The organism is Massilia oculi (genome assembly GCF_017582745.1).
GTDB lineage: Bacteria > Pseudomonadota > Gammaproteobacteria > Burkholderiales > Burkholderiaceae_D > Telluria > Telluria oculi_A.
Window position 1 is genome coordinate 1 of record NZ_JAFVIM010000010.1, and the last position, 22,591, is coordinate 22,591.

The following is a 22,591-nucleotide window of genomic DNA, read 5'->3' on the forward strand; positions in this document are numbered from 1 at the left end:
CCGTGCCGCCATCCTCAATCGCTTCACGCGCTTGGGCACGCCCACGACCGTAGCGGTGACCATGCCGTAAATCCGTCTGGGGTTTGGGGTACTACGCGCTCAATTGATTTATGCAACAAAGCCTCGTGATAGTATATAAAACTATTTGCAAAAGCCAGTGTTGATCTCGCATCCCATGCATATGTTGTTGACCGGGGTGTGACATCGGCAAGTATTTCTAACTAGAAGGATGCACACGTAATGCGCTCTGCCAACTCCTCATCGATGTCCCTCACCCGGGTCGCGGCGGCCACCATGGCTGCGGTGGTCCTGCTGTCCGCCTGCGGCAAGAAAGACGAAGCGCCCAAGGCCGGCGCCCCTGCCGGCCAGCAGATGCCGGCGCCCGAAGTCGGCGTCATCACCGCCACCTTCCAGACCGTCGCGTTGCAAAACGAACTGCCGGCGCGCGTGGAACCGATCCGCACCGCCCAGGTTCGTGCCCGCGTCGACGGCGTGGTGCTCAAGCGCTCCTTCACCGAGGGCAGCATCGTCAAGCAGGGCCAATCGCTGTTCACCATCGATCCGGCGCCTTACCAGGCCCAGCTCGCCGCAGCACGCGCCGACGTCGCGCGCGCCGAAGCCAACCTGGTCGCGTCGCGCGCCATCGCGGAGCGCTACAAGCCGCTGGTGGAAGCCAACGCCGTCAGTAAACAGGAATTCGACAACGCCGTCGCCGCCCAAAAGCAAGGTGAGGCCGAAGTCGCCGCAGCCAAGGCCCAATTGCGTGTTGCGCAGATCAATGTTGGGTACACCAATGTGAACGCTCCGATCACGGGCCGCATCGGCCGTGCGCTGGTGACCGAAGGCGCGCTGGTGTCGGCGACCCAGTCGACCGAGCTGGCCCTGATCCAGCAGACCGACACCATGTACCTCAACATCACCCAGTCGGCCACCGAACTGCAGCGCCTGCGCAAGCAAGGCGGCGGCGCCAACGACGTGCCGGTCACCGTGCTGCTGGAAGACGGCTCTGTCCTGCCGCAACGCGGCAAGCTGCTGTTCTCGGACGTGACGGTCGACCAGGGCACCGGCCAGGTCACCCTGCGCGCCACCGTGCCGAACCCGGACAACGCCCTGCTCCCGGGCCAGTACGTGCGCGTGCGCGTTGCGCAGGCTACGCTGCCGAACGGCATCCTGATTCCCCAGCAGGCAGTCACCCGCGGCGGCCAGAACGGCGACACCGTGACCGTTATCGGCGCCGACAACAAGCCGGTTCCGCGCCAGATCAAGATCGCTTCGCAGCAGGACGAGAGCTGGGTCGTCACCGGCGGCCTGAAGGAAGGCGAAAAAGTGATGGTCGACGGCTTCCAGAAGCTGCAGATGCTGCCGCCAGGTACCCCGGTCAAGCCCGTGCAATGGACGCCGGCTGGCGCGCAGCAGGCCCCGGCCCAGGCGGGCGCACCGGCGGCCCAGCCGAATGCCGCCGGCGCCAAGGCGGCTGCCACCACCGGCGCTGGCGATACCCGCACCCCGGATGCCGGTTCTCCGGCCGCGGGCGCGACCACGCCAGCCGACAGCAGCCGATAAGAACAAAGGAATAGGACTTTCCAATGGCACGTTTTTTTATTGACCGCCCGATTTTTGCATGGGTGATCGCGCTATTCATCATGGTGCTTGGTGGCGTCGCCATCAAGCAGCTGCCGATCGCGCAGTACCCGACCGTCGCGCCACCCTCGATCGTCATCAACGTCGCCTATCCGGGCGCATCGGCGCAGACGCTCGAAGACTCCGTCATCTCGATCATCGAACGCGAGATGAACGGCGCCCAAGGCATGATCTATATGGAATCGACCAGCCAGGCCAACGGCAGCGGCTCGATCACCATCTCGTTCGAGACCGGCACCGACCCGAACCTGGCGCAAGTCGACGTCCAGAACCGCCTGTCGCGCGCCACCCCGCGCCTGCCGCCGGCGGTGACCCAGCAGGGCGTGCGCGTCGACCAGGCACGCTCGAACTTCCTGCTGTTTACGATCCTGTCGTCGGATGACCCGAACATCACCAGCATCGAGCTGGGCGACTACGCTTCGCGTAACGTTCTGCCTGAGATCCAGCGCATCACCGGCGTTGGCCAGGCGCAGCTGTTCGGCACCGAGAAGGCGATGCGCGTCTGGATCGATCCGACCAAGCTGGTCGGCCTGAACCTGTCGCCGGCCGACGTCACCGCCGCGATCTCGCAGCAGAATGCCCAGGTCGCCTCTGGCACCATCGGCGACCTGCCGGTCGCCAAGGGCCAGCAGATCAGCGCCACCGTGATCGTCACCGGCCAGCTGTCGAACGTCGAACAGTTCGGCAACATTGTCCTGCGCGCGAATCCGGACGGCTCCACCGTGCGCCTGAAGGACGTGGCGCGCATCGAAGTCGGCGGCCAGGCCTATGCCACCACGGCGCGCCTGAACGGCAATCCGTCGGCCGGTATCGGCGTACAGCTGGCGCCGTCGGGCAATGCCCTGCAGACCGCCGAGCTGATCAAGGAACGCATGGCGGAACTGCAGAAGTACTTCCCGAAAGGCATGAAGTACTCGATTCCTTACGACTCGACCACCTTCATCGACATCTCGATCGAACAAGTGGTGCACACCCTGTTCGAAGCGATCGTGCTGGTGTTCCTGGTGATGTACCTGTTCCTGCAGAACATCCGCTATACGCTGATCCCGACCATCGTGGTGCCGATCGCACTGCTGGGCTCCTTCGCCTGCCTGCTGGCGCTGGGCTTCTCGATCAACGTGCTGACCATGTTCGGCATGGTGCTGGTGATCGGTATCGTGGTCGACGATGCGATCGTGGTGGTGGAAAACGTCGAGCGCATCATGAGCGAGGAAGGCTTGCCGCCGCTGGAAGCCACGCGCAAGGCGATGGGCCAGATCTCGGGCGCCATCATCGGCGTGACCGTGGTCCTGATTGCGGTGTTCGTGCCGCTGGCCTTCTTCGCCGGCGCGGTCGGCAACATCTATCGCCAGTTCTCGGTCGTGATGGTGACCTCGATCGGCTTCTCCGCCTTCCTGGCGCTGACCCTGACCCCGGCGCTGTGCGCTCACCTGCTCAAGCCCGTCGAAGCCGGCCATCACATGGACAAGAAGGGTTTCTTCGGCTGGTTCAACCGCAACTTCAGCGCCGGCGCAAAGAAATATGAAGGCTTCGTCGGCGCGATTCTCAAGCGCGCGGGCCGCTGGATGGTCGTGTTTGCGTTGCTGGTCGCCATCGTCGCCCTGATGTTCACCCGCATGCCGAACGCATTCCTGCCGAACGAAGACCAGGGCTATGTGATCGCCAACATCCAGCTGCCGCCAGGCGCCACCGCCGAGCGTACCGGCACCGTGCTGCGTTCGCTGGAAGAGTTCGTGATGAAGCAACCCGAGACCGCAAATATCGTGGCCGTGACCGGCTTCTCGTTCTCGGGCCAAGGCCAGAACATGGGCCTGGCGTTCATCCCGATGAAACCATGGGACGACCGCAAGGAAAAAGGCCAGGACGCGCAATCGTTCGCCGGGCGCATCACCGGCCACATGGGTGCGGTGCGCGACTCGTTCATCTTCGTGGTGAGCCCGCCGCCGATCCCGGAACTGGGCACCGGCACCGGCTTCTCGTTCCGTTTGCAGGATCGTGGCGGCAATGGCCACAACGCCCTGCTGGCCGCGCGTAACCAAATGCTGGGCATGGCGTCGCAGAGCAAGATCCTGACCGGCATGCGTCCGGAAGGCCTGGAAGACGCGCCGCAGCTCAAGCTGAACATCGACCGCGACAAGGCGCAAGCCCTGGGCGTGACCTTCGGCGCGATCAATACCGCGCTGTCGACCTCGCTGGGTTCTTCGTATGTGAACGACTTCCCGAACGCCGGCCGCCTGCAGCGCGTGATCGTGCAGGCCGATGCGCCGCAGCGCATGCAGCCGGACGACCTGCTGCGCATCAATGCCCTGAATACCCAGGGCCAGCCGGTGCCGCTGTCGTCGTTCGCGAGCACCGAATGGACCACCGGCCCGATGCAGACCAACCGCTACAACGGCTATCCGGCGATGAAGCTCACCGGCGAACCTGCTCCGGGTTACTCGAGCGGCGACGCGCTGGAAGAAATGCAGCGCCTGGCAGCCCAGCTGCCGGCCGGCTTTGCCTTCGAATGGACCGGCCAGTCGCGCGAAGAGATTCTGTCCGGCTCGACCGCGGGCATCCTAATCGCCTTCTCGCTGCTGGCGGTGTTCCTGGCCCTGGCCGCGCTGTATGAAAGCTGGACGATTCCGGTTTCCGTGATGCTGGTGGTGCCGCTGGGCGTGCTCGGATCGCTGATCGCGGCAAATATGCGCGGCTTGCCGAACGATGTCTACTTCAAGGTGGGCCTGATCACCATCATCGGCCTGGCGGCGAAGAATGCGATCCTGATCGTCGAATTCGCCAAGGACCTGCAGGCCGAGGGCAAGACGCCGTACGAGGCGGCGCTGGAAGCGGCGCACCTGCGCTTCCGTCCGATCATCATGACCTCGCTGGCCTTCATCCTCGGCGTGCTGCCGCTGGTGATCGCGGGCGGCGCCGGTTCGGCATCGCAGCGCGCCATCGGTACCGGCGTGATGGGCGGCATGATCACCGCGACCGTGCTGGGCGTGATCTTCGTGCCGGTCTTCTTCGTGGTGATCCGCACGCTCTTCAAGGGCAGCGACCGCCAGCAGAAGATGTACGCGACTCAACATCAGAAGCACGTAGAAGAAGGAAGCAAACCATGATCAAGCACATCAAACTCGTGACGCCGCTGGCGCTGGCGATGACGCTGGCGGGCTGCATCTCGCTGGCACCGGACTATGAACGCCCGGCGGCCCCGGTGGCGGCCGCCTTCCCGGAAACCCCGAAGGCGGGCACCGAGTCGACCAGCCCGGTGCTGGCCGCGGCGCCGAGCACGGTTGCCTGGCAGTCGTTCTTCGCCGATGCGCGCCTGCGCTCGCTGATCGACGCCGCGCTGGTCAACAACCGTGACCTGCGCGTGGCGATCGCCAACATCGAGCAGGCGCGTGCGCAATACCGCATCACCCGCGCCGACCGCCTGCCGACCGTGGGCCTTGGCGTGAGCGGCAACCGCCGCACCGTGGGCGAAGACGCGCCGATCGAGAGCACCTACCAGGCCGGCCTGCAGGTCTCGGCCTTCGAGCTCGACCTGTTCGGCCGGGTACGCAACCTGTCCGACGCGGCGCTGGCGCAATACCTGGCGACCGAAGAGGCGCGCAAGTCCACGCAGATCAGCCTGATCTCGTCGGTGGCCAGCGCCTGGCTGCAACTGCTGGCCGATGAAGAGCTGCTGCGCATCACGCAAGACACGCTCAATACCCGCCTGGAATCGGACAAGCTGTTCCAGCTGCGCTTCGAGAACGGCGTGGCGTCGCGCCTGGAACTGCAGCAATCGCGTTCGCTGGTCGAGACGGCCCGCGCTACCCTGGCCCAGCAGCAGCGCCTGCGGGCCCAGGACATCAACCTCCTGACGCTGCTGGTCGGCGGCCCGCTGCCGGCCGACGTCAGCGCCGGCGCCACCCTGGCCAAGACCGAGCTCCCGGACATCCCGGCCGGCCTGCCGTCCGACCTGCTGGCCAACCGTCCGGACATCCGTTCGGCCGAGCAGCAGCTGATCGCGGCCAACGCCAACATCGGCGCGGCGCGCGCGAACTTCTTCCCGCGCATCACGCTGACCGGCTCGGCCGGCAGCGCCAGCACCGAGCTGTCGGGCCTGTTCGACAGCGGCACCTGGGGCTGGACCTTCGCGCCGCAGGCGATCCTGCCGATCTTCGACTACGGCCGCAACAGCGCCACGCTGGGCAGCGCCAAGGCACAGCGCGACATCGCGGTAGCGCAGTACGAGCAGTCGATCCAGACCGCGTTCCGCGAAGTGGCGGACGCGCTGGCCGGCCAGGCCACCTACAGCGAACAGCTGCGTGCGCAAGCCGCGGTGACCGAGGCCGAAGCCGACCGCTTCAACCTGTCCGACCTGCGTTACCGCAGCGGCGCGGCCAGCCAGCTCGACCTGCTCGATGCACAGCGTTCGCTGTTCCAGTCGCAGCAGTTGTCGGTGCAGGCGAATCTGCTGAGGTTGCAGAATCAGGTGGTGTTGTATCGCGTGCTGGGTGGGGGATGGACGGAGCCGGCGGCGCCTGCCGAAGGTGGGGCGCCGGTGGCGGCGCGCTAAGCACGACGCGACACCTGTCGTGATCCGAAACCGGGCCCGCGTGGCCCGGTTTTTTTATGGCGCGCCCGTCTCTCCCAAGATCTCGTGCAGCCTGGCCGGGCAAGTCTTGTCCAAGTTGTAACGCGGAATTGCCGGCGCGGCGGCGCAGGCGGCCGGCGATTTGGATACACTGGGTTCACCGACTGCTGCCAATGCGCCCCGCGGCGCAGTGTGACGCCATGCGCAATTTTTTCAACTCACACTGGAAAGTCATCCTCGCGATCCTGCTGGCCATCGTGCTGGCGATGGTGACCATGGACACGAGTTCGGGCGTGCCGCCGCTGGCGGCGCGCCTGCAGGCGCACACCCAGGCGCTGGCGGCCGCCGCGCCGGGCACGCCGCATTACACACGGCAGGGCGCGCTGCGCCATGTCGAAACCTCGCTGCGACGTTACGGCTATTCCCCTCGTGTCAGGCAAGGTGGCGATGCGGCGCATCCGGGCCGCAGCATCGAGGTGACGGTGTCCGGGCTGGCGCCCGGCGAGCGTCCCAGCCGCACTTTCATCGTCGGCGCGCACCTTGGCCACGACGCCGCCGCGGGCAGCGCGGGCAGCGCGGGCGCCGCCGCCGTGCTCGAACTGGCGCGCGCGGCCAGGACGCTGCATCCCGCTTACGGCACCGAGATCCGCTTCGTCTTTTTCGTGAACGACGAACCTTCCGCAAACGCGGAACAGCGCGCCATCGCCGGCCGCCGCGATGGCGGCAACTTCATGGCTTTCATTGGAACGCGTGAATCGTCGGCGCAGGTGCGCCAGGCACTGGCCGCCTTGCGCAGCGATCCGATGCTGGCCCGCGAGGGGCTGGCGGCGCCGGCCCATGTGATGGGACTCACCCTGTCCGGGCACGGCAGCGGGCCGCAAGACGGGCCTGCGCTGGTGATCACGGATGCCGGCTTCCTGCGCTTCCCCTATTTCCAGGCCGAGGCGCCGCCCGGCCAGGCGCAAATCGAGGAGCAAAACCGGATGCAGGACCGCAACGACTACGACGGCATGGCGCGCATCGTCAGCGGCTTGTCCCGCACCCTGGCTGCGCTGGCCGGCGCGGTCGAAACGTAGACCTTACCCAGCCAGGAACATCTCCTGCAGGTCGTTCAGGAAGCGCTGCCCCAGCTCGGTCGGCTTGATCAGCTTGTGATCGCGGTAGATCAATCCTTTCGCCTCGGCGTCGTTGAGCGCCTTGGTAATCGCACCGATATTCATGCCGGTGCGCTCGCCGAACAGGTTCGGATCGAAGCCGCCGGTCAGGCGCAGCGCGTTGAGCATGAATTCGAAGCCCATATCGGCGCGGCCGATCTCGTGTTCTTCCTGCACCGGATTGCCGCGCTTGGCCGCCTCGATGAAGGATGCCGGCTGCTTGAAGCGCGCCTGGCGCAGCACGCGGTGCGGGAACGAGAGCTTCGAGTGGGCGCCGGCGCCGATGCCGAGGTAGTCGCCAAACTTCCAGTAGTTCAGGTTGTGGCGCGCGCGCCGGCCCGGCTGGGCATAGGCCGAAACCTCGTAGTGCTCGTAGCCCGCGGCTCCCGTCACCTCGGCGATCATGTCCTGCATGTCGGCGCTCAGGTCGTCGTCCGGCAGCGCCGGCGGATACTTGGCGAACACCGTGTTCGGTTCCATCGTCAGGTGGTACAGCGACAGGTGCGGCGGCGCGAACGACAGCGCCGTTTCCAGGTCGCGGCGTGCCTCTTCCAATGTCTGCGACGGCAGCGCATACATCAGGTCGAGATTGAAGTTCTCGAAGGTGTTCTTCGCGATCTCGACCGCGCGCAGCGCTTCGTCACCGTCATGGATGCGGCCCAGCGCCTTCAGGTGCGCCGGATTGAAGCTCTGGATGCCGATCGACAGGCGGTTGATGCCGCTCTCGCGGTAGCTCTTGAAGCGCTCGGCCTCGAAGGTGCCGGGATTGGCTTCCATCGTGATCTCGGCGTCCAGCTCCAGCGGCAGCAGGGTGCGCAGGTCGGACATCAGGCGATCGAGGCCGGCGGCCGACATCAGGCTCGGCGTGCCGCCGCCGATGAAGACGGTGTGGATCTTGCGGCCCCAGATCAGCGGCAGCGACTGTTCCAGGTCGAGGCGCAGCGCGTCCAGGTAGGCCTGTTCGGGCAGCTCGCCCTTCGCCTCGTGCGAATTGAAATCGCAGTACGGGCATTTGCGCACGCACCAGGGCCAGTGCACGTACAGCGACAGCGGCGGCAAGGCGCTCAGGTTGAGCGCGCCCGGCTGCAGGTATTGCAGCGCGGCGCTGGCCGGCGAACGCGGCTCGCCCGGCCCTGGTGCGGCGACTTTAATCGGGATCATGTCAGGCGGACTTCAGTTTCTCGACCAGCGCGCGCAGCGCCTGGCCGCGGTGGGACAGTGAATTCTTTTCTTCCGGCGCCAGCTCGGCCGTGGTCTTGCCGAGCGACGGGATCAGGAAATGCGGATCGTAGCCGAAGCCGTTCTCGCCGCGCGGATTGGCGATGATCTCGCCATTCCAACGACCGTCGGCGATCACCGGCTGCGGATCGTCCGGATGGCGCACGTAGACCAGCACGCAATAGTAATAGGCCGATTTGTCGGCGAGCCCCGCCAGGTCGGCGACGAGCTTCTGGTTGTTGCGGGCGTCCGATTTCGGCTCGCCGGCAAATCGCGCCGAATACACGCCCGGCGCGCCACCGAGCGCATTCACGCACACGCCCGAATCGTCGGCCAGCGCCGGCAGGCCGGTCAGGCGCGACGCGTGGCGCGCCTTGGCCAGCGCGTTCTCGACGAAGGTGCCGAACGGCTCTTCCGCCTCCGGCACATCGAATTCGCCCTGCGGATGCAGCTCGAAACCGATGGGGCCGAGCAGCTGGGCGAACTCCTTCAGCTTGCCGGCGTTGTTGGAAGCGAGGATCAGGCGTTGGGTCATGGTTATGCGGATTGGATTGAATGAGCCGGCTATTTTACCGGCTTCACGAGACGGCGGGGTCAGGTCTGACATTCGGACACGGCCTCAGCAATGATCGCTTTGACGGCTGAGATCGTGTCCGATTGTCAGACCTGACCCCGGTGTTATAGAAGCTGCAAGGCCTGCTTCTGCAGGTGGATCAGGTCGGCGATGCCCTGCTGCGCCAGGTCCAGCAGGCGGTTCATGCCGGCGCGGTCGAAGGCCGCGCCCTCGGCCGTGCCCTGCACTTCGATGAAGTGGCCGGCCTCGGTCATCACCACGTTCATGTCGGTATCGCAATCCGAATCTTCCGGATAGTCGAGGTCGAGCACGGGCATGCCGCGGAACACGCCCACCGAGACGGCGGCCACGAAATGGCGCACCGGGATCGCCGGGATCAGGCCGGCCGCCACCAGCTTGCCGAAGGCGTCGTACGCCGCCACCATGGCGCCCGTGATGGCTGCGGTGCGGGTGCCGCCGTCGGCCTGGATCACGTCGCAATCGAGGTGCAGGGTGCGCTCGCCGAAGGCTTCCAGGTCGAAGGCGGCGCGCAGCGAGCGGCCGATCAGGCGCTGGATTTCCTGGGTGCGGCCGCTCTGCTTGCCGCGCGCGGCTTCGCGGTCCATGCGGCTGTGGGTCGAACGCGGCAGCATGCCGTATTCGGCGGTCAGCCAGCCCTGGCCCTTCCCTTTCAGGAAGCCCGGCACCTTCTCTTCGATGCTGGCTGTGCAGATCACCTTGGTGTCTCCGAACTCGATCAGCACCGAGCCTTCGGCGTGACGCGTGTAGTTGCGGGTGATGGCGACGGGACGCAGCTGGTCGACCGCGCGGCCGCTGGGGCGCTGTTCAAATGTCATGGTGTGCTTTCTTATTTGATGACTTGGGATGACTTTTCGATCGCCGCACGGATCTCGGCGATCGCTTTCTCGATATCGTCGTCGCCGAAGGCATCCGCGCCTCCAGGGCCCGCATCGGCCTCGACGATGGTCGACCTGACCATGTCCTCGCCCAGCAGCTGGGTCGAGATCACATTGGGCAGGTCCGCATGCGCGGTGTCGGCGCCCTGCCAGGCGATGGCCAGCGCGGTCGTGTTGTCGGCCTGGGCGCCGCCGACGGCGGCCGCCATCTGCACCATCTCGGGCACCGCCTGCACCACGCTGCCGGTGGCCAGGCGGTGCACGATCTCGGCCTCTGACAGCATCGACCACAGGCCGTCGGAGCACAGCAGCAGCACGTCGCCCGGCTGCAGGCTGACCTGGTGCGACAGCTCGATCTTCGGCGCGCTCGAAGCGCCCAGGCAGTTGTACAGCTTGTTGCGGTCGGGGTGGGTCGCGCGCTCGTTCGGATCGGCGCGGCCGCGGTCGACCAGGTACTCGAAATGCGAATGGTCGCGCGTGCGCGCCAGCACCTGGTTGCGCCGCACCCAGTACAGGCGCGAGTCGCCGGCATGCGCCCATACCGCGCAGTTGTGCTGCACCAGGCAGGCCACGACGGTCGTGCGCGGCATCTCGGGCAGGCCGTGGGTGGCGGCATAGGCCTGGATGTCGTGGTGGGCCTGCAGCAGCGCTTCTTCAAGGAAGCGCTCGGGCCGTTTGACGTAGGGACGCGCCTGCATGCGGAACATCATCGACACCGTCTGCAGCGCGATGGTCGCGGCGATCTCGCCGTTCATGTGCCCACCCATGCCGTCGGCCAGCAGGAGCAGCAGCGAATCGCGCGTGAAGCAGTAGCCCATGCGGTCCTGGTTGACCTTGCGGCCGCCGATATGGCTTTGCTGGTAGACGGAAAATTGCATGATTACCCCTGGCCGCGCCCGAATGCGCCGAGACGGTCGACGAGTCCGCGCCAGCCGCAGCGCGCCTCGCCTCGATGCGCCGATCCCTTCATCGACACCGATGCGGACGCCGCCGCGAGCGGCTTCGCCGGCGCGGCCTGTAGCGCTTTCTGGATCGCGAACACGCTCTGCGGACGCGCGAGCGGATCGAGCGCCAGGCAGGCTTGCACGAGGTCGATCAGCTCGGGCGAATACCGGCCCACCAGTGTGTCCAGCTGCTCGAGCAATTTATCGCCGGCGCGGCGCGCCTCGACCGATTGCGGGGTCGAACAACTCATGCAGGCCAGCATGGCGGCGCCCAGGCTGTAGATATCGGTCCACGGCCCGAGGCTGGCGCCGCGCGTGGACAGCTCGGGCGCCGCAAAACCCGGCGTGTACATCGGCGCCAGCATCGGCGCATCGCTGTGCAGGGTCTGGCGCGCGGCGCCGAAGTCCAGCAGCAAGGGAGAGCCGTCGGTGCGCAGGTAGATGTTGGCGGGCTTGAGGTCGAGGTGCAGCAGCTTGTTGGCATGCACCTCGCGCAGGCCGGCGCAGACGCCCGTAAATACCTGGCGCACGAACTGTTCGCCGGGGCGGCTGCCCTTGGCTGCGGCGCGCGCGATGTGTTCCTGCAGCGAGTGGCCGGATTCGTAGGCCATCACCATGTATACGGTGTCGTGGGCGCGGAAAAAGTTCAATACGCGCACCACGTTCGGGTGCACGATGCGCGCCAGCGCCCTGCCCTCTTCGAAGAAACACTTGAGGCCGATACGGAACACGGCCAGGTGTGGCTTGGCGACGACGGGCACCAGTTCGCCCGGCTGGCGCAGCGCGAGCGCGCTCGGCAAATACTCCTTGATGGCGACCGCATTGCCCTCGCCGTCATAGGCAAGGTAAACAATACTGAACCCACCGGACGCAATTTTCTTTACAATGCGGTATCCGGCAATGTCCAGCCCATCGGGCAGGGGAGCGTTATTCTGTGCAGCCATCCAAGTGGGTTTCCTTGCTAAACAGGGCGATTGTGTGGATAAATGTCGGCTTTGTAAAGAATAAAAACCGGGGATCCCATTGAGCATTTCAAGCATGACAGGTTATGCGGTCGCCACCAGCGAAGGCGCTGCCGGAACCCTCACGATCGAAATCAAGAGCGTCAACTCGCGCTTCCTCGATCTGCAGTTCCGCATCAATGACGAATTGCGCGCGCTGGAACCCGACCTGCGTTCGGCGATCATGGCCGCGATCACGCGCGGCAAGGTCGAGGTACGCCTGTCGTTCGGCCGCAAGGTCAGCGGCGGCTCTTCGGCACTGAACCAGGAACTGCTGGCCGACCTCGCCCGCCTGCAGGGCGAAGTGACGCGTCACTTTGCCCAGGCATCCCCGATGACGGTGGCCGAGCTGCTGCGCTGGCCCGGCGTCATCGAAGAATCGACGATCGGCCAGGAATCGCTGCAGGCCGATGTGGCCGCCCTCACCGCCACCACCATCGCCGCTTTCGTCGACAGCCGCAAGCGCGAAGGCGCGGCGCTCGAGACGATGCTGCAATCGCGGATCGAATCGATGGAAGCGATCGTCAAGCGCATCACGCCGCTGATCCCGCAAGTCATTTCGCAATTCCAGCACAAGGCCATCGAGCGCATGCAGGATGCATTGGGCCTGGCCGGCCACGGCAATCCCTCCACGCTCACGCGCCAGGAAGTGCTGGAGCGGATCAGGCAAGAAGTGACGCTGTACGGCATCCGCATCGACGTCTCCGAAGAGCTGTCGCGCCTGTCGGCCCACCTGAACGAAACCCGCCACATCCTGAAAAAAGGCGGCCAGGTCGGCAAGCGCCTCGACTTCATGATGCAGGAACTGAACCGCGAAGCGAACACGCTGGGCGCCAAGGCCTCGGTCAAGGAGCTGGCGGATGCGTCGATGGAACTGAAGCTGCTCATCGAGCAGATGCGGGAACAGGTGCAGAATCTGGAATAAACGGCCACGTTTCGAATCAATGAATTTCCGGCCGTGCCAAGGCCGGTTGGACGCGTGGACGGGGGCCCCGTCCACCCTACGTCGGTGACCGATGTAGGGTGGACGGCTCTGCCGTCCACGCGTTCAACGTAAACACGAACCATCGCGTTACACGCAACAAACGTACTGACAAAGGAACCACCATGCTCCCACACGCCTTCTCCGGCAGCCTGTTCATCGTCGCCGCCCCATCCGGCGCCGGCAAGTCGAGCCTGGTCAACGCCCTGCTGGCGCAGGAACCCGGCATCAAGCTGTCGATCTCGACCACGACCCGCAAGCCGCGTCCGGGCGAGCTGGATGGCGAGCATTATCACTTCACCACCGCCGAGGATTTCGTCACCCGCGCCGAACGCGGCGAATTCCTGGAATGGGCCGAGGTGCACGGCAATTACTACGGCACGAGCCGCCTGACCGTCGAACAAGAGATGAAAAACGGCACCGACATCCTGCTCGAGATCGACTGGCAGGGCGCCCGCCAGGTGAAGAAACTGTTCCCGGACGCAGCCGGCATCTTCATCTTGCCGCCGTCGATCGAGGCGCTGGAAGAACGCCTGCACAAGCGTGGCACCGACGAGCCGCACATCATCACGCGCCGCCTGCTGGCGGCCGGCGGCGAGATGGCTCACGCTCCCGAGTTCGAATATGCTATCATCAACGAAGAGTTTAACGTCGCCCTGGCCGAACTGCAGGCGATTGTCAAAGCGACACGTTGCCGGTTCGCCCAACAGGCTGCCCGCAACGCTACGCTGTTTGCCCAGCTGGGAATCCACGCGCATCAACCTCAATCCTGATCAGCGCGCCATTGCGGCGCGCTTTCACCGTTGTCGTTTTTGGCGTTTTGAACTGAATTTTTTCGTATATCAGGAGCACACACATGGCCCGCATCACCATCGAAGACTGCCTCAAGAACGTCCCGAACCGCTTCCAGCTGACCCTGGCCGCTACCTACCGTGCCCGCCAGCTGCTGCAAGGCCACACCCCGAAGGTCGAAGCCAAGGACAAGCCGACCGTCGTCGCCCTGCGCGAAATCGCCGCCGGTAAGGTCGGCCTGGAAATGCTGAAAAAAGTGCCTATGTAATTCCCTTCGGGGTTGCCTGAATTAGCGTCATCCCGTCTTCTGTTATTCTGTACCTACTGCGGCTTGACGATTAACGTAATGAACCTGTTTCCTCCAGATTCGACCAATTCACGCAACCCCGCTCAGCGCGAGCGACGCGCCGACAATCGTCCACCGGACATCGTCGAACCAGTCGCGCCCGGCGTGGCGTCCGTCACGCAGCTGATCGCGAAGCTGTCCGAATACCTCACGCCCGCCGAACTCAAGAAGGTCAAGGAAGCCTACCGCTTCTCCGACGAGATGCACCTGGGCCAGGTCCGCAAGTCGGGCGAGCCCTATATCTCCCATCCGATCGCCGTCGCCGAGATCTGCGCCGAGTGGAAGCTCGATGCGCAAGCCATCATGGCCGCCCTGCTGCACGACGTGATCGAAGACCAGGACGTCAAGAAAGACGAACTGATCGAGCGCTTCGGCGCCCAGGTCGCCAACCTCGTCGACGGCCTGTCCAAGCTCGAAAAGATCGAGTTCCAGAGCCAGCTCGAAGCGCAGGCGGAAAACTTCCGCAAGATGCTGCTGGCGATGGCGTCCGACGTGCGCGTGATCCTGATCAAGCTGGCCGACCGCCTGCACAATATGCGCACCCTGGGCGTCATGGTCCCGGCCAAGAAGCGCCGCATCGCCGGCGAGACGATGGAAGTGTATGTGCCGATCGCCCACCGCCTCGGCCTGAACAATATCTACCGCGAGCTGCAAGACCTCTCGTTCTCGCACCTGTATCCGCTGCGCTACCAGACCCTGTCGAAGGCGATCAAGGCCGCGCGCGGCAACCGCCGCGAAGTGGTCAAGAAAATCCTCGAGGCGGTCAAGAACCAGCTGGCCTCGAGCGGACTGCAGTTCGAAGTCGACGGCCGCGAAAAGACGCTGTACGGCATCTATAAAAAGATGCGCAACAAGCACCTGTCGTTCTCGCAGGTGCTGGACGTATATGGCTTCCGCGTCGTCGTCGACAGCGTGCCCAACTGTTATGTGGCGCTCGGCACCCTGCATGCCCTGTACAAGCCGATGCCCGGCAAGTTCAAGGACTACATCGCAATCGGCAAGATCAACGGCTACCAGTCGCTGCACACAACCCTGATCGGCCCCTACGGCACCCCGGTCGAATTCCAGATCCGCACGCAAGAAATGCACCGCACCGCCGAAAGCGGCGTGGCGGCGCACTGGCTGTACAAGACGGGCGACTCCAACATCACCGACCTGCAGCACCGCACCCATGCCTGGCTGCAGTCGCTGCTCGACATCCAGCAGCAGACCGGCGACTCGGCCGAGTTCCTGGAGCACGTGAAAGTCGACCTGTTCCCGGATTCGGTCTACGTGTTCACGCCCAAGTCGAAGATCATCGCCCTGCCGCGCGGCGCCACGGCGCTGGACTTCGCCTACTCGATCCACACCGGCATCGGCGACCACACGGTGGGCGTCAAGATCAACAACGAAGACCAGCCGCTGCGCACCGAGCTGCACAACGGCGACATCGTCGAGATCATCACCGACCCGGAATCGCGTCCGAGCCCGACCTGGCTCACGTTTGTGCGCACCGGCAAGGCGCGCTCGGCGATCCGCCACCACCTGCGCGCGATCGACGTCAACGAATCGGTCGAACTGGGCCAGGAACTGCTGGCCCAGGCGCTCGCGGTGCGCAATATCAAGCCGGACCTGTCGGATGCCGTCATCGAGCGCCTGCTGGCCGAGACCTCGGCCAAGTCGATGGAAGAAATGTATGCCGACATCGGCATCGGCAAGCGCATGCCGGCCCTGGTGGCGCGCCACATCTTCGGCCTGATGGAAGGCGACCCCGAGCTGCTGCCGTCGAGCAAACCGCTGCCAGCCAGCGAGATCGCGCCGGTCACGATCTACGGCAGCGAAGGCGTTGCGGTGCAACTGGCGCCGTGCTGCCTGCCGATTCCGGGCGACCAGATCACCGGCCAGTTGCGGCGCGACCAGGCGCTGGTGGTTCACACCTGCGACTGCCTGCCGGCCAAGCGCATCCGCGCCAAGGAACCCGACCGCTGGATCGCGGTGCAATGGGGCGACGAGCTCAACCGCCGCTTCGACTGTCGCATCCGCCTGTTGATCAACAACGAAAAAGGCATTCTCGCCCGCGTGGCCGCCGAGATCGGCGAGTCGGACGCCAACATCACCTATGTGGGCATGGACGAGGATGACGAGCACAGCATGACGCAGCTGCGCTTCACGATCCAGATCAAGGATCGGGTGCATCTGGCGCAGTTGATTCGCAATCTGCGCCGGGTGGCTGGGGTCAATCGCGTGGAGCGGGAGCGGTCGTAATTACCGCAGCGGCGCCAGCTCCAGGATGCTGTCGAACGCCGCACACGCCCCCGCGCACGCGTCGGCGATTTCGTCGGGCGACTTCACGTGCTCTTTCAGCGCCAGCATGAACGCGCGCCAGCGTGGTCCGGGGCCTTCGTCGGCCCCGCGCAGGTAGCGCAGCGGATGCGGCGCCAGCCGCTCCGAGAGCTTCCCGTACAACACCTTCCCGCCCAGCTGCGATCCTTCGATCACGTACGCCACGCCCCAGCGGTAGGCGGCGCTGGCATCCTGCGGCCAGGCATGCGGTGTCGAAGGCACGCGTACTGGCGGCATACCTGGTTCGTTCAGATCGGCATCGATCAGCGCCAGCCGCCCGACCGCCGGCAGCACTTGTTGCGGACCGTCGGCGAAGCCGTCCAGCCAGGCCTGCAGCGGCGCCAGCCAGTCGCGCACCATGGTCAGGTGGGTCGCGTAATCGTTGAGGTCGGGGGCGGGCCCGGACAGCGGCAGGCCGCTGTCGAGTCGTTCGTGGCGTTCGGAAGTGGCGGCGCGCAGCGCGGCCAGGGCGTCCAGATCTGGCGCCGGTTGGTGAGGTCGATTCATGACCTCATCTTAGCAGCGAACCAGAAAATCAGTCGGCGATGGGTTCGGGATAATCGACCGAAACAATCTCCAATTCGTCCATGCCGAGCGGCGTCTGCAGCGGCACCACGTCGCCCTCGCGGCACTTGGTGAGCGCCCGCGCCACCGGCGACACCCAGCTGATCTTGCCCTTCAAGGGATCGAGCTCGTCCACGCCGACGATGGTGACGGTGTGCTCCTCGCCCGCCTTGTTGATGTAGCTCACCGTGGCCCCGAAAAACACCTGGTCGTTGCCGTAGTGAACAGTTGGATCGACCACGAAGGCCGAATCCATGCGCTTGGTGAGAAAGCGGATGCGGCGGTCGATCTCGCGCAGGCGGCGCTTGCCGTAGATGTAGTCGCCGTTCTCGGAACGGTCGCCGTTCGACGCGGCCCAGTGCACGATGCGCACCACCTCGGGACGGTCGACGTCGATCAGCTGCAGCAGCTCGTCCTTGATGCGCTGGTAGCCGGCCGGGGTGATGTAGTTCTTGGCGCCGGCGGGAATCGCCTGCGCCAGGGCCAATGCTTCTTCATCGTCCTCGTTGTCGGACTCTTTAACAAATGCCTTATTCATGACCTTATTGTAACGAGACTTGGCGTCACCTGCGCCGGGATTCGCGCGCTTTTATCGTATGATGCGGACAAGCCAAAAGCAGTGCACGAAAAAAGAAGCGACGAGACAAACAATGAGCCTGCCCTCCTCTTTCCACACCGAACATCCTCCCACCTCCGGCCTGGTCTACCAGTTCGTCCTGCACCCCGACGGCGGCACCAGCTTCCCCTGCCTGAACGACGGCTGCAGCGCGCTGCTCGGCCTGGCGCCCGGCGAGCTGCAGGACGATCCGTCCCTGTTCGAAGGCCTGATCCTGCCGGAAGACCGCCGCGCCTATCACGAGGCGATGCAGATGTCGGCCGCCGCCCTGGCGGCCTGGAACTGGGAAGGACGGATCCGCATTCCAGCCTGGAACGACGTCAAGTGGATCAACCTGCGCGCCACCCCGCACACCCGCGAGGACGGTGCAGTTCAGTGGGATGGCATCATGACCAATATCACGGCAAGCAAGCAGGAGCAGGAAGAATCGCACCGTTCGCGCGAGCGCCTGGCCGAGCTGACCGCGCATATCGAGCAGGCCAAGGAAGACGAGCGCACCCGCATCGCGCGCGAGATCCACGACGACCTGGGCGGCAATCTCACCGCGATCAAGATGGCGCTGGCGATGCTGTCGGCGCGCCTGCCTCAAGACCAGCCAGACCTGATCGACAAGGCCAATTATGTCGACGACCTGGTCGACCGCACCATCGAGGCCGTGCACCGCATCTCGCTCGACCTGCGCCCGAGCACGCTCGACCTCGGCATCGTCGCTGCACTCGAATGGCAGGCGCGCGAGTTCGAGAAGCAGATGGGCATCGCCGTCATCATGCGCTGTCCCGATAAAGACCTGGAGCTCGAGCCCGACCATGCTAGCGCGCTGTTCCGCATCTTCCAGGAAGCGCTCACGAACATCGCCAAGCATGCCGATGCAACCCGCGTCACGGTGTCGCTGCGGCGCCAGCGCAACCTGCTCACCCTGTCGATCTGCGACAACGGCCGCGGCATCCAGCCCGCAGACCGCCTCAAGCCGCAATCGTTCGGCCTGCGCGGCATGAGCGAGCGCGCCAGCGCGCTGGGCGGCACGCTGGCCTTGTCGTCCGCGCCCGGAGGTGGCACGATGGTGACCATCAAGACCAGGCTGGCGCCCAGGCCCTCCGCGCAGCAGGCGGCGAGCCACAAGACAGCACAAGAAGAAGAATGACCGAGAAAATATCCATCCGCGTTTTCATTGCCGATGACCATGCCATCGTGCGCGAGGGCCTGAAGCAGATCCTGGCCGAGCAGCGCGACATCAACGTCGCCGGCGAGGCCGAGAACGGCGTCGACGCCGCCCGGCTGATAGGCAAATCCAAGGCCAATGTGATGCTGCTCGATATCTCGCTGCCCGACCGCAACGGCATCGACGTGTTGAAACAGATAAAGAAAGACAAACCCGAACTGGCGGTGCTGATGCTGTCGATGCACCGCGAAGACCAGTACGCGATCCGCGCGCTGAAGGCCGGCGCGTCCGGTTATCTCACCAAGCAGAGCGCGCCGCGCGAGCTGGTGACGGCGATCCGCCAGGTGGCGGGCGGCCAGAAATACGTGAGCGCGGCGCTGGCCCAGACCCTGGCCAGCTCGATCGGCGCGGACCACGAGGCAGCGGTGCACGAAGGCCTGTCCGACCGCGAATACCAGACCCTGACCATGATCGCCTCCGGCATGACGGTCACCGAGATCGCGCGCGAGCTGTCGCTGTCGGTCAAGACCATCAGCGAATACCGCGCGCGATTGTTAGTCAAAATGAAACTCAAGTCCAGTGCCGAGCTGACGACCTACGCCATCCGTAACGGTTTGGTGGACTGAATGTGACATTCCGTTGCGCCGCGGCGGCAACCGGTGCGATCAAGGGCTGTGTTACCGTTTTTTAATTGATACACGGCAAAAAAGCTGATTATCATGTCGCCAATCCCGCGAATTCGTCACTGCGCAGTAATCCATGTCCATCTCAACTCCCGCCGCGCCCGCCGTGAACCAGCCCGCCAACCCCGCTGAGATTGCACGCGAGGCCTTCCGCCGCCTCGCCGCGCGCCGCCTCGCACCGACGCCGGACAATTACCGCGCCATCTATGACGAAATCGCCGGCATCCCGCCGGCGCCGCCCGCATCGGCGCCCGCAGCGGCTCCAGACACGGGCGCGATCGAGGTCCTGGCCGGCTTCGCGCGCCGCATGGCCGAGACGCCGGGCGAGCTGTCGGAGTATGGCCGGCGCATGGCGCGCGCGGTCAAGCTCGAGGACTGGACCGGCTATACCCAGGCGCTGGGACAGATGTCAGAGCGTCATTTGCGCCGCAACACCCCCGTGATGGCCCTGGGCGACGAGGAACCGGATACCGTCCTGCTGCGCGAGATGCTGGCGCGCACCCTGTCCTTCGCCTGCGCCTCGCTGCTGAGCGGCGACGCCGAACTGTCGGCCGAGGCCGAGGCGCTGGGCGCGGCGGTCAAGACCGCCGTCGGCGAATCCGAACTGCAGGACATCGCGGCGCGCCTGAAGCAGTTGTGCTTCCAGATCGAGCTGCGCAAGGACGACGGCGCCGAACAGCAGGAATTGCTGCTGCGCCTGTTCCGCCTGCTGCTCGACAATATCGAAGGCCTGCTCGACGACGACAACTATATGCGCGGCCAGGTGCTGGTGGTGCAGGACCTGATCAAGGGCCCGCTCGACACGCGCGCGCTGGAAGACGCGACCCGTGGCCTGAAGGACGTGATCATCAAGCAGGGCCACCTCAAGCACGGCATCGACGACGTGCGGGGGGCCATGAAGAACATGATGATGACCTTCATCGACCGCCTGGGCTCGGCCGCTGCCTCCACCAGCGATTACCACGCCAGGCTGGGCGGCTTCTCGGACCGCATCGGCCGCGCCACCGACGTCAATGAGATCAACGGCGTGCTCGACGAAGTGCTGCGCGAGATGCGCAACGCACAGGACGAGGCGCTGGCCTCGCGCGACCGCATGGTCGGCGCGCATAAAGAGGTGCAGGAGGCCGAGCAGCGCATCCGCGAGCTGGAAGCCGAGCTGCAGCATATGAGCGAGCTGGTGCGCGAAGACCAGCTGACCGGCAGCCTCAACCGGCGCGGCCTGGACGATGTGTTCGAGCGCGAGAGCGCGCGCGCCGACCGGAGAAAGACGCCGCTGTGCGTGGCCCTGCTCGACCTCGACAATTTTAAACGGCTCAATGACACCTATGGCCATATGGCGGGCGACGCCGCGCTGAAGCACCTGGTGAAGGTGGTGCGCGAGACGCTGCGCTCGATGGACGTCATCGCCCGTTTCGGCGGCGAGGAGTTCCTGATCCTGCTGCCGGAGACCACGGTCGACGCGGCGGCAGCGGCCATGGTGCGGGTGCAGCGCGAGCTGACCAAGCACTTCTTCTTGCACGATAACGAGAAGATGCTCATTACGTTCTCGTGCGGGGTGGCGCTCAGGGTGCCCAACGAAGACCAGGCGTCGCTCATGGCGCGCGCCGACAAGGCGATGTACCAAGCCAAGAATAGCGGGAAGAATCGGGTGGTGATCGCGGATTGAGCCAGGTCATGTCGTGTTTATACTGCGCTGCAACTTTGTAATCTTTTAAGCAGCCAGTCCATGCCCATCCTGCACCGCACACAGACCCTGACCGCACTCAAGCCCCGCTTCGTCGAGCGGTTCCGCTGCATCGGCGCCAGTTGCGAGGACACCTGCTGTTCCGGCTGGACGGTGCATGTCGACAAGAAGACCTATAAGGCCTACCGCAAGGAATCGGTCCCGGCCCTCGAGCGCATGATGGCCAATATGACGCGCCTGGAAGGCATGGGCGATCGCGCCTATGGGGCGATCAGGACGGTCGGCGAGCAGCAGCGATGCCCGGCGCTCCACGACGGCATCTGCTCGGTGCAGGCCCACCTCGGCGAATCCTACCTGCCCGAAGTCTGCCACGAATACCCGCGCACCAACCGCAGCCTGGATGGCCAGTTCGAGCAGGCGATCACCCTTTCCTGCCCCGAGGCCGCGCGCCTGGCCCTGCTGGCCGAAGACGCTTTCGATTTCGTCGAGGCCCCGATCCATGTCCGGCAGTCGGCCGTGCTCGGCGTCGGGCCGCGTTGCGGCGTGCCCCCGGCGCTGATGGCCGAGATCCGCATCTTTTGCCTGAATCTCTTGCGTACCCACGAGCTGGCCCTGTGGCAGCGCCTGGCGCTGCTGGGGACGTTCTGCGACATGCTGGACGGACTGTGCGAACGAGGCGAGCAGGAGACCATTCCGGCCATGATCGAAGATTTCGTGCGCCTGGTCGAGGACGGCGGGCTGCTCGCGACGCTGGACCTGATCCAGCCCGACCACGATGCCCAGGCCATGGTGTTCGCCACTTTGTGGGCGACCAAGGGCTTCGAGTCGACGTCGCCGCACGAGCAGGCGCTGATGCAGCAGGTCGCCGCCAGGTTCGGCGCCGACGCCCAGGGTCAGGTGAGCGCCGAGGGGCTGGTCGGCGCCTACCGGCGCGGCCTGGGCCGCCTCGACGAGGCCCTGGCGGGCGCTCCCTGGCTGCTCGAACACTACCTGGTGAACGAGGTGTTCTCCGAGCTCTTCCCGTTCAACGGCGCCACCCCCTATCAAAGCTATGTGCAGCTGATGGCGCGCTTCGGCCTGCTGCGCCTGATTCTTGCGGTGCAGTGCAACACCGAGGGCGAAGTGCCGCCGATCGCCACCATGGTATCGACAGTGCAACTGCATTGCCGGCGCTTCCAGCACGTGCCCGGCTATACCAGGCGCGTCAACGCATCCTTGCATGAAAGCGGCTGGGCGGAGCTGGGCAAACTGTACACATTGCTCAAGACCTGAGCGCAAAAATAAAATTTATTTTGCCCTCAAGTTCCTTTTTTGCCTGCCGCCAAGGCCAGCGTTTTTTGACCGCGCCTTCCTCGCAGGCCAATTTTTTCGAAATGGAGCCCTAAACTTTTTCCATAGGGCACCGTTACCAGCAACAACAGCGGTTTGAACGTCACGAAACAGCGCGA

19 protein-coding genes are annotated in these 22,591 nt (G+C 65.0%); 12 read left to right on the forward strand and 7 right to left on the reverse strand.

What is annotated here, in order from left to right; translation table 11 throughout:
- Window positions 1-240 precede the first annotated feature (240 nt).
- The 4 genes from J3U95_RS13130 to J3U95_RS13145 all read left to right on the forward strand — a co-directional run bounded on the left by J3U95_RS13130 (window position 241) and on the right by J3U95_RS13145 (window position 7,284).
- Window positions 241-1,563 carry an efflux RND transporter periplasmic adaptor subunit gene (locus J3U95_RS13130; protein WP_208279029.1) on the forward strand — a complete coding sequence of 441 codons (1,323 nt, stop codon included), beginning with the start codon at window positions 241-243 and terminating at the stop codon, window positions 1,561-1,563.
- A 23-nt stretch (window positions 1,564-1,586) separates the two neighbouring features.
- A complete protein-coding gene (locus J3U95_RS13135) occupies window positions 1,587-4,745 on the forward strand; it encodes an efflux RND transporter permease subunit (RefSeq protein ID WP_208279030.1) in 3,159 nt (1,052 codons plus the stop codon).
- A complete protein-coding gene (locus tag J3U95_RS13140) occupies window positions 4,742-6,190 on the forward strand; it encodes an efflux transporter outer membrane subunit (RefSeq protein WP_208279031.1) in 1,449 nt (482 codons plus the stop codon). The genes J3U95_RS13135 and J3U95_RS13140 overlap by 4 nt, the downstream gene beginning before the upstream one ends.
- A gap of 218 nt (window positions 6,191-6,408) precedes the next feature.
- The gene (locus tag J3U95_RS13145) at window positions 6,409-7,284 is read left to right on the forward strand and encodes a zinc-binding metallopeptidase family protein (RefSeq protein ID WP_208279032.1); all 876 of its coding nucleotides are present in this window, start codon (window positions 6,409-6,411) and stop codon (window positions 7,282-7,284) included.
- A 3-nt stretch (window positions 7,285-7,287) separates the two neighbouring features.
- Here J3U95_RS13145 and hemW read toward each other — a convergent pair whose 3' ends face one another.
- The 5 genes from hemW to J3U95_RS13170 form a co-directional block, all read right to left on the reverse strand.
- On the reverse strand, window positions 7,288-8,523 hold the full coding sequence (gene hemW / locus J3U95_RS13150; protein ID WP_208279033.1) for a radical SAM family heme chaperone HemW: 1,236 nt from the start codon (window positions 8,521-8,523) through the stop codon (window positions 7,288-7,290).
- 1 nt (window position 8,524) lies between these two features.
- Window positions 8,525-9,115, reverse strand: coding sequence for an RdgB/HAM1 family non-canonical purine NTP pyrophosphatase (rdgB, locus tag J3U95_RS13155; protein ID WP_208279034.1), 591 nt, complete (start codon window positions 9,113-9,115; stop codon window positions 8,525-8,527).
- Between the two features lie 143 nt (window positions 9,116-9,258).
- A complete protein-coding gene (gene rph, locus J3U95_RS13160; RefSeq protein WP_208279035.1) occupies window positions 9,259-9,990 on the reverse strand; it encodes a ribonuclease PH in 732 nt (243 codons plus the stop codon).
- A gap of 11 nt (window positions 9,991-10,001) precedes the next feature.
- The gene (locus J3U95_RS13165; RefSeq protein ID WP_208279036.1) at window positions 10,002-10,928 is read right to left on the reverse strand and encodes a PP2C family protein-serine/threonine phosphatase; all 927 of its coding nucleotides are present in this window, start codon (window positions 10,926-10,928) and stop codon (window positions 10,002-10,004) included.
- A gap of 2 nt (window positions 10,929-10,930) precedes the next feature.
- A complete protein-coding gene (locus J3U95_RS13170; RefSeq protein ID WP_208279037.1) occupies window positions 10,931-11,938 on the reverse strand; it encodes a serine/threonine protein kinase in 1,008 nt (335 codons plus the stop codon).
- Window positions 11,939-12,032: 94 nt separating this feature from the next.
- On the opposite strand from J3U95_RS13170, the gene J3U95_RS13175 reads away from it, so the two are divergent.
- The 4 genes from J3U95_RS13175 (at window position 12,033) to J3U95_RS13190 (ending at window position 16,359) form a co-directional block, all read left to right on the forward strand.
- Complete coding sequence (locus J3U95_RS13175; RefSeq protein WP_208279038.1) at window positions 12,033-12,920, forward strand: YicC/YloC family endoribonuclease; 888 nt, start codon at window positions 12,033-12,035, stop codon at window positions 12,918-12,920.
- 182 nt (window positions 12,921-13,102) lie between these two features.
- Window positions 13,103-13,750, forward strand: coding sequence for a guanylate kinase (gmk, locus tag J3U95_RS13180; protein ID WP_005665925.1), 648 nt, complete (start codon window positions 13,103-13,105; stop codon window positions 13,748-13,750).
- A gap of 83 nt (window positions 13,751-13,833) precedes the next feature.
- Complete coding sequence (gene rpoZ / locus J3U95_RS13185) at window positions 13,834-14,037, forward strand: DNA-directed RNA polymerase subunit omega (RefSeq protein WP_005665923.1); 204 nt, start codon at window positions 13,834-13,836, stop codon at window positions 14,035-14,037.
- A gap of 78 nt (window positions 14,038-14,115) precedes the next feature.
- Entirely contained in the window at window positions 14,116-16,359 is a 2,244-nt protein-coding gene (locus tag J3U95_RS13190; RefSeq protein WP_208279039.1) for a RelA/SpoT family protein, read from the forward strand.
- On the opposite strand, the gene J3U95_RS13195 is transcribed toward J3U95_RS13190, so the two are convergent.
- The gene (locus tag J3U95_RS13195) at window positions 16,360-16,944 is read right to left on the reverse strand and encodes a biliverdin-producing heme oxygenase (protein WP_208279040.1); all 585 of its coding nucleotides are present in this window, start codon (window positions 16,942-16,944) and stop codon (window positions 16,360-16,362) included.
- Between the two features lie 28 nt (window positions 16,945-16,972).
- The gene (gene greB / locus J3U95_RS13200; protein WP_208279041.1) at window positions 16,973-17,539 is read right to left on the reverse strand and encodes a transcription elongation factor GreB; all 567 of its coding nucleotides are present in this window, start codon (window positions 17,537-17,539) and stop codon (window positions 16,973-16,975) included.
- Between the two features lie 112 nt (window positions 17,540-17,651).
- Here greB and J3U95_RS13205 point away from each other — a divergent pair, with 112 nt between their 5' ends.
- From J3U95_RS13205 to fliB, 4 genes are all read left to right on the forward strand, one after another.
- A complete protein-coding gene (locus tag J3U95_RS13205) occupies window positions 17,652-18,758 on the forward strand; it encodes a sensor histidine kinase (protein ID WP_208279042.1) in 1,107 nt (368 codons plus the stop codon).
- Window positions 18,755-19,402, forward strand: a complete 648-nt coding sequence (locus J3U95_RS13210) for a response regulator (protein WP_208279043.1) — start codon at window positions 18,755-18,757, stop codon at window positions 19,400-19,402. Before J3U95_RS13205 ends, J3U95_RS13210 begins: the two co-directional genes overlap by 4 nt.
- Window positions 19,403-19,535: 133 nt before the next feature.
- The gene (locus J3U95_RS13215; protein WP_208279044.1) at window positions 19,536-21,125 is read left to right on the forward strand and encodes a GGDEF domain-containing protein; all 1,590 of its coding nucleotides are present in this window, start codon (window positions 19,536-19,538) and stop codon (window positions 21,123-21,125) included.
- Between the two features lie 60 nt (window positions 21,126-21,185).
- Window positions 21,186-22,415 carry a flagellin lysine-N-methylase gene (gene fliB, locus J3U95_RS13220; RefSeq protein WP_208279045.1) on the forward strand — a complete coding sequence of 410 codons (1,230 nt, stop codon included), beginning with the start codon at window positions 21,186-21,188 and terminating at the stop codon, window positions 22,413-22,415.
- The last annotated feature ends 176 nt before the right edge of the window (window positions 22,416-22,591 follow it).

What these genes read in the sequence shown, in the direction of transcription:
- J3U95_RS13165 (WP_208279036.1), bottom strand. Translation starts at nt 10,928, where the DNA reads ATGCAATTTTCCGTCTACCAGCAAAGCCATATCGGCGGCCGCAAGGTC.
- J3U95_RS13170 (WP_208279037.1), bottom strand. Translation starts at nt 11,938, where the DNA reads ATGGCTGCACAGAATAACGCTCCCCTGCCCGATGGGCTGGACATTGCC.
- J3U95_RS13130 (WP_208279029.1), top strand. Translation starts at nt 241, where the DNA reads ATGCGCTCTGCCAACTCCTCATCGATGTCCCTCACCCGGGTCGCGGCG.
- J3U95_RS13190 (WP_208279039.1), top strand. Translation starts at nt 14,116, where the DNA reads ATGAACCTGTTTCCTCCAGATTCGACCAATTCACGCAACCCCGCTCAG.
- J3U95_RS13175 (WP_208279038.1), top strand. Translation starts at nt 12,033, where the DNA reads ATGACAGGTTATGCGGTCGCCACCAGCGAAGGCGCTGCCGGAACCCTC.
- rdgB (WP_208279034.1), bottom strand. Translation starts at nt 9,115, where the DNA reads ATGACCCAACGCCTGATCCTCGCTTCCAACAACGCCGGCAAGCTGAAG.
- J3U95_RS13215 (WP_208279044.1), top strand. Translation starts at nt 19,536, where the DNA reads ATGTCCATCTCAACTCCCGCCGCGCCCGCCGTGAACCAGCCCGCCAAC.
- rpoZ (WP_005665923.1), top strand. Translation starts at nt 13,834, where the DNA reads ATGGCCCGCATCACCATCGAAGACTGCCTCAAGAACGTCCCGAACCGC.
- hemW (WP_208279033.1), bottom strand. Translation starts at nt 8,523, where the DNA reads ATGATCCCGATTAAAGTCGCCGCACCAGGGCCGGGCGAGCCGCGTTCG.
- J3U95_RS13140 (WP_208279031.1), top strand. Translation starts at nt 4,742, where the DNA reads ATGATCAAGCACATCAAACTCGTGACGCCGCTGGCGCTGGCGATGACG.
- gmk (WP_005665925.1), top strand. Translation starts at nt 13,103, where the DNA reads ATGCTCCCACACGCCTTCTCCGGCAGCCTGTTCATCGTCGCCGCCCCA.
- greB (WP_208279041.1), bottom strand. Translation starts at nt 17,539, where the DNA reads ATGAATAAGGCATTTGTTAAAGAGTCCGACAACGAGGACGATGAAGAA.
- J3U95_RS13145 (WP_208279032.1), top strand. Translation starts at nt 6,409, where the DNA reads ATGCGCAATTTTTTCAACTCACACTGGAAAGTCATCCTCGCGATCCTG.
- J3U95_RS13210 (WP_208279043.1), top strand. Translation starts at nt 18,755, where the DNA reads ATGACCGAGAAAATATCCATCCGCGTTTTCATTGCCGATGACCATGCC.
- fliB (WP_208279045.1), top strand. Translation starts at nt 21,186, where the DNA reads ATGCCCATCCTGCACCGCACACAGACCCTGACCGCACTCAAGCCCCGC.
- rph (WP_208279035.1), bottom strand. Translation starts at nt 9,990, where the DNA reads ATGACATTTGAACAGCGCCCCAGCGGCCGCGCGGTCGACCAGCTGCGT.
- J3U95_RS13195 (WP_208279040.1), bottom strand. Translation starts at nt 16,944, where the DNA reads ATGAATCGACCTCACCAACCGGCGCCAGATCTGGACGCCCTGGCCGCG.
- J3U95_RS13135 (WP_208279030.1), top strand. Translation starts at nt 1,587, where the DNA reads ATGGCACGTTTTTTTATTGACCGCCCGATTTTTGCATGGGTGATCGCG.
- J3U95_RS13205 (WP_208279042.1), top strand. Translation starts at nt 17,652, where the DNA reads ATGAGCCTGCCCTCCTCTTTCCACACCGAACATCCTCCCACCTCCGGC.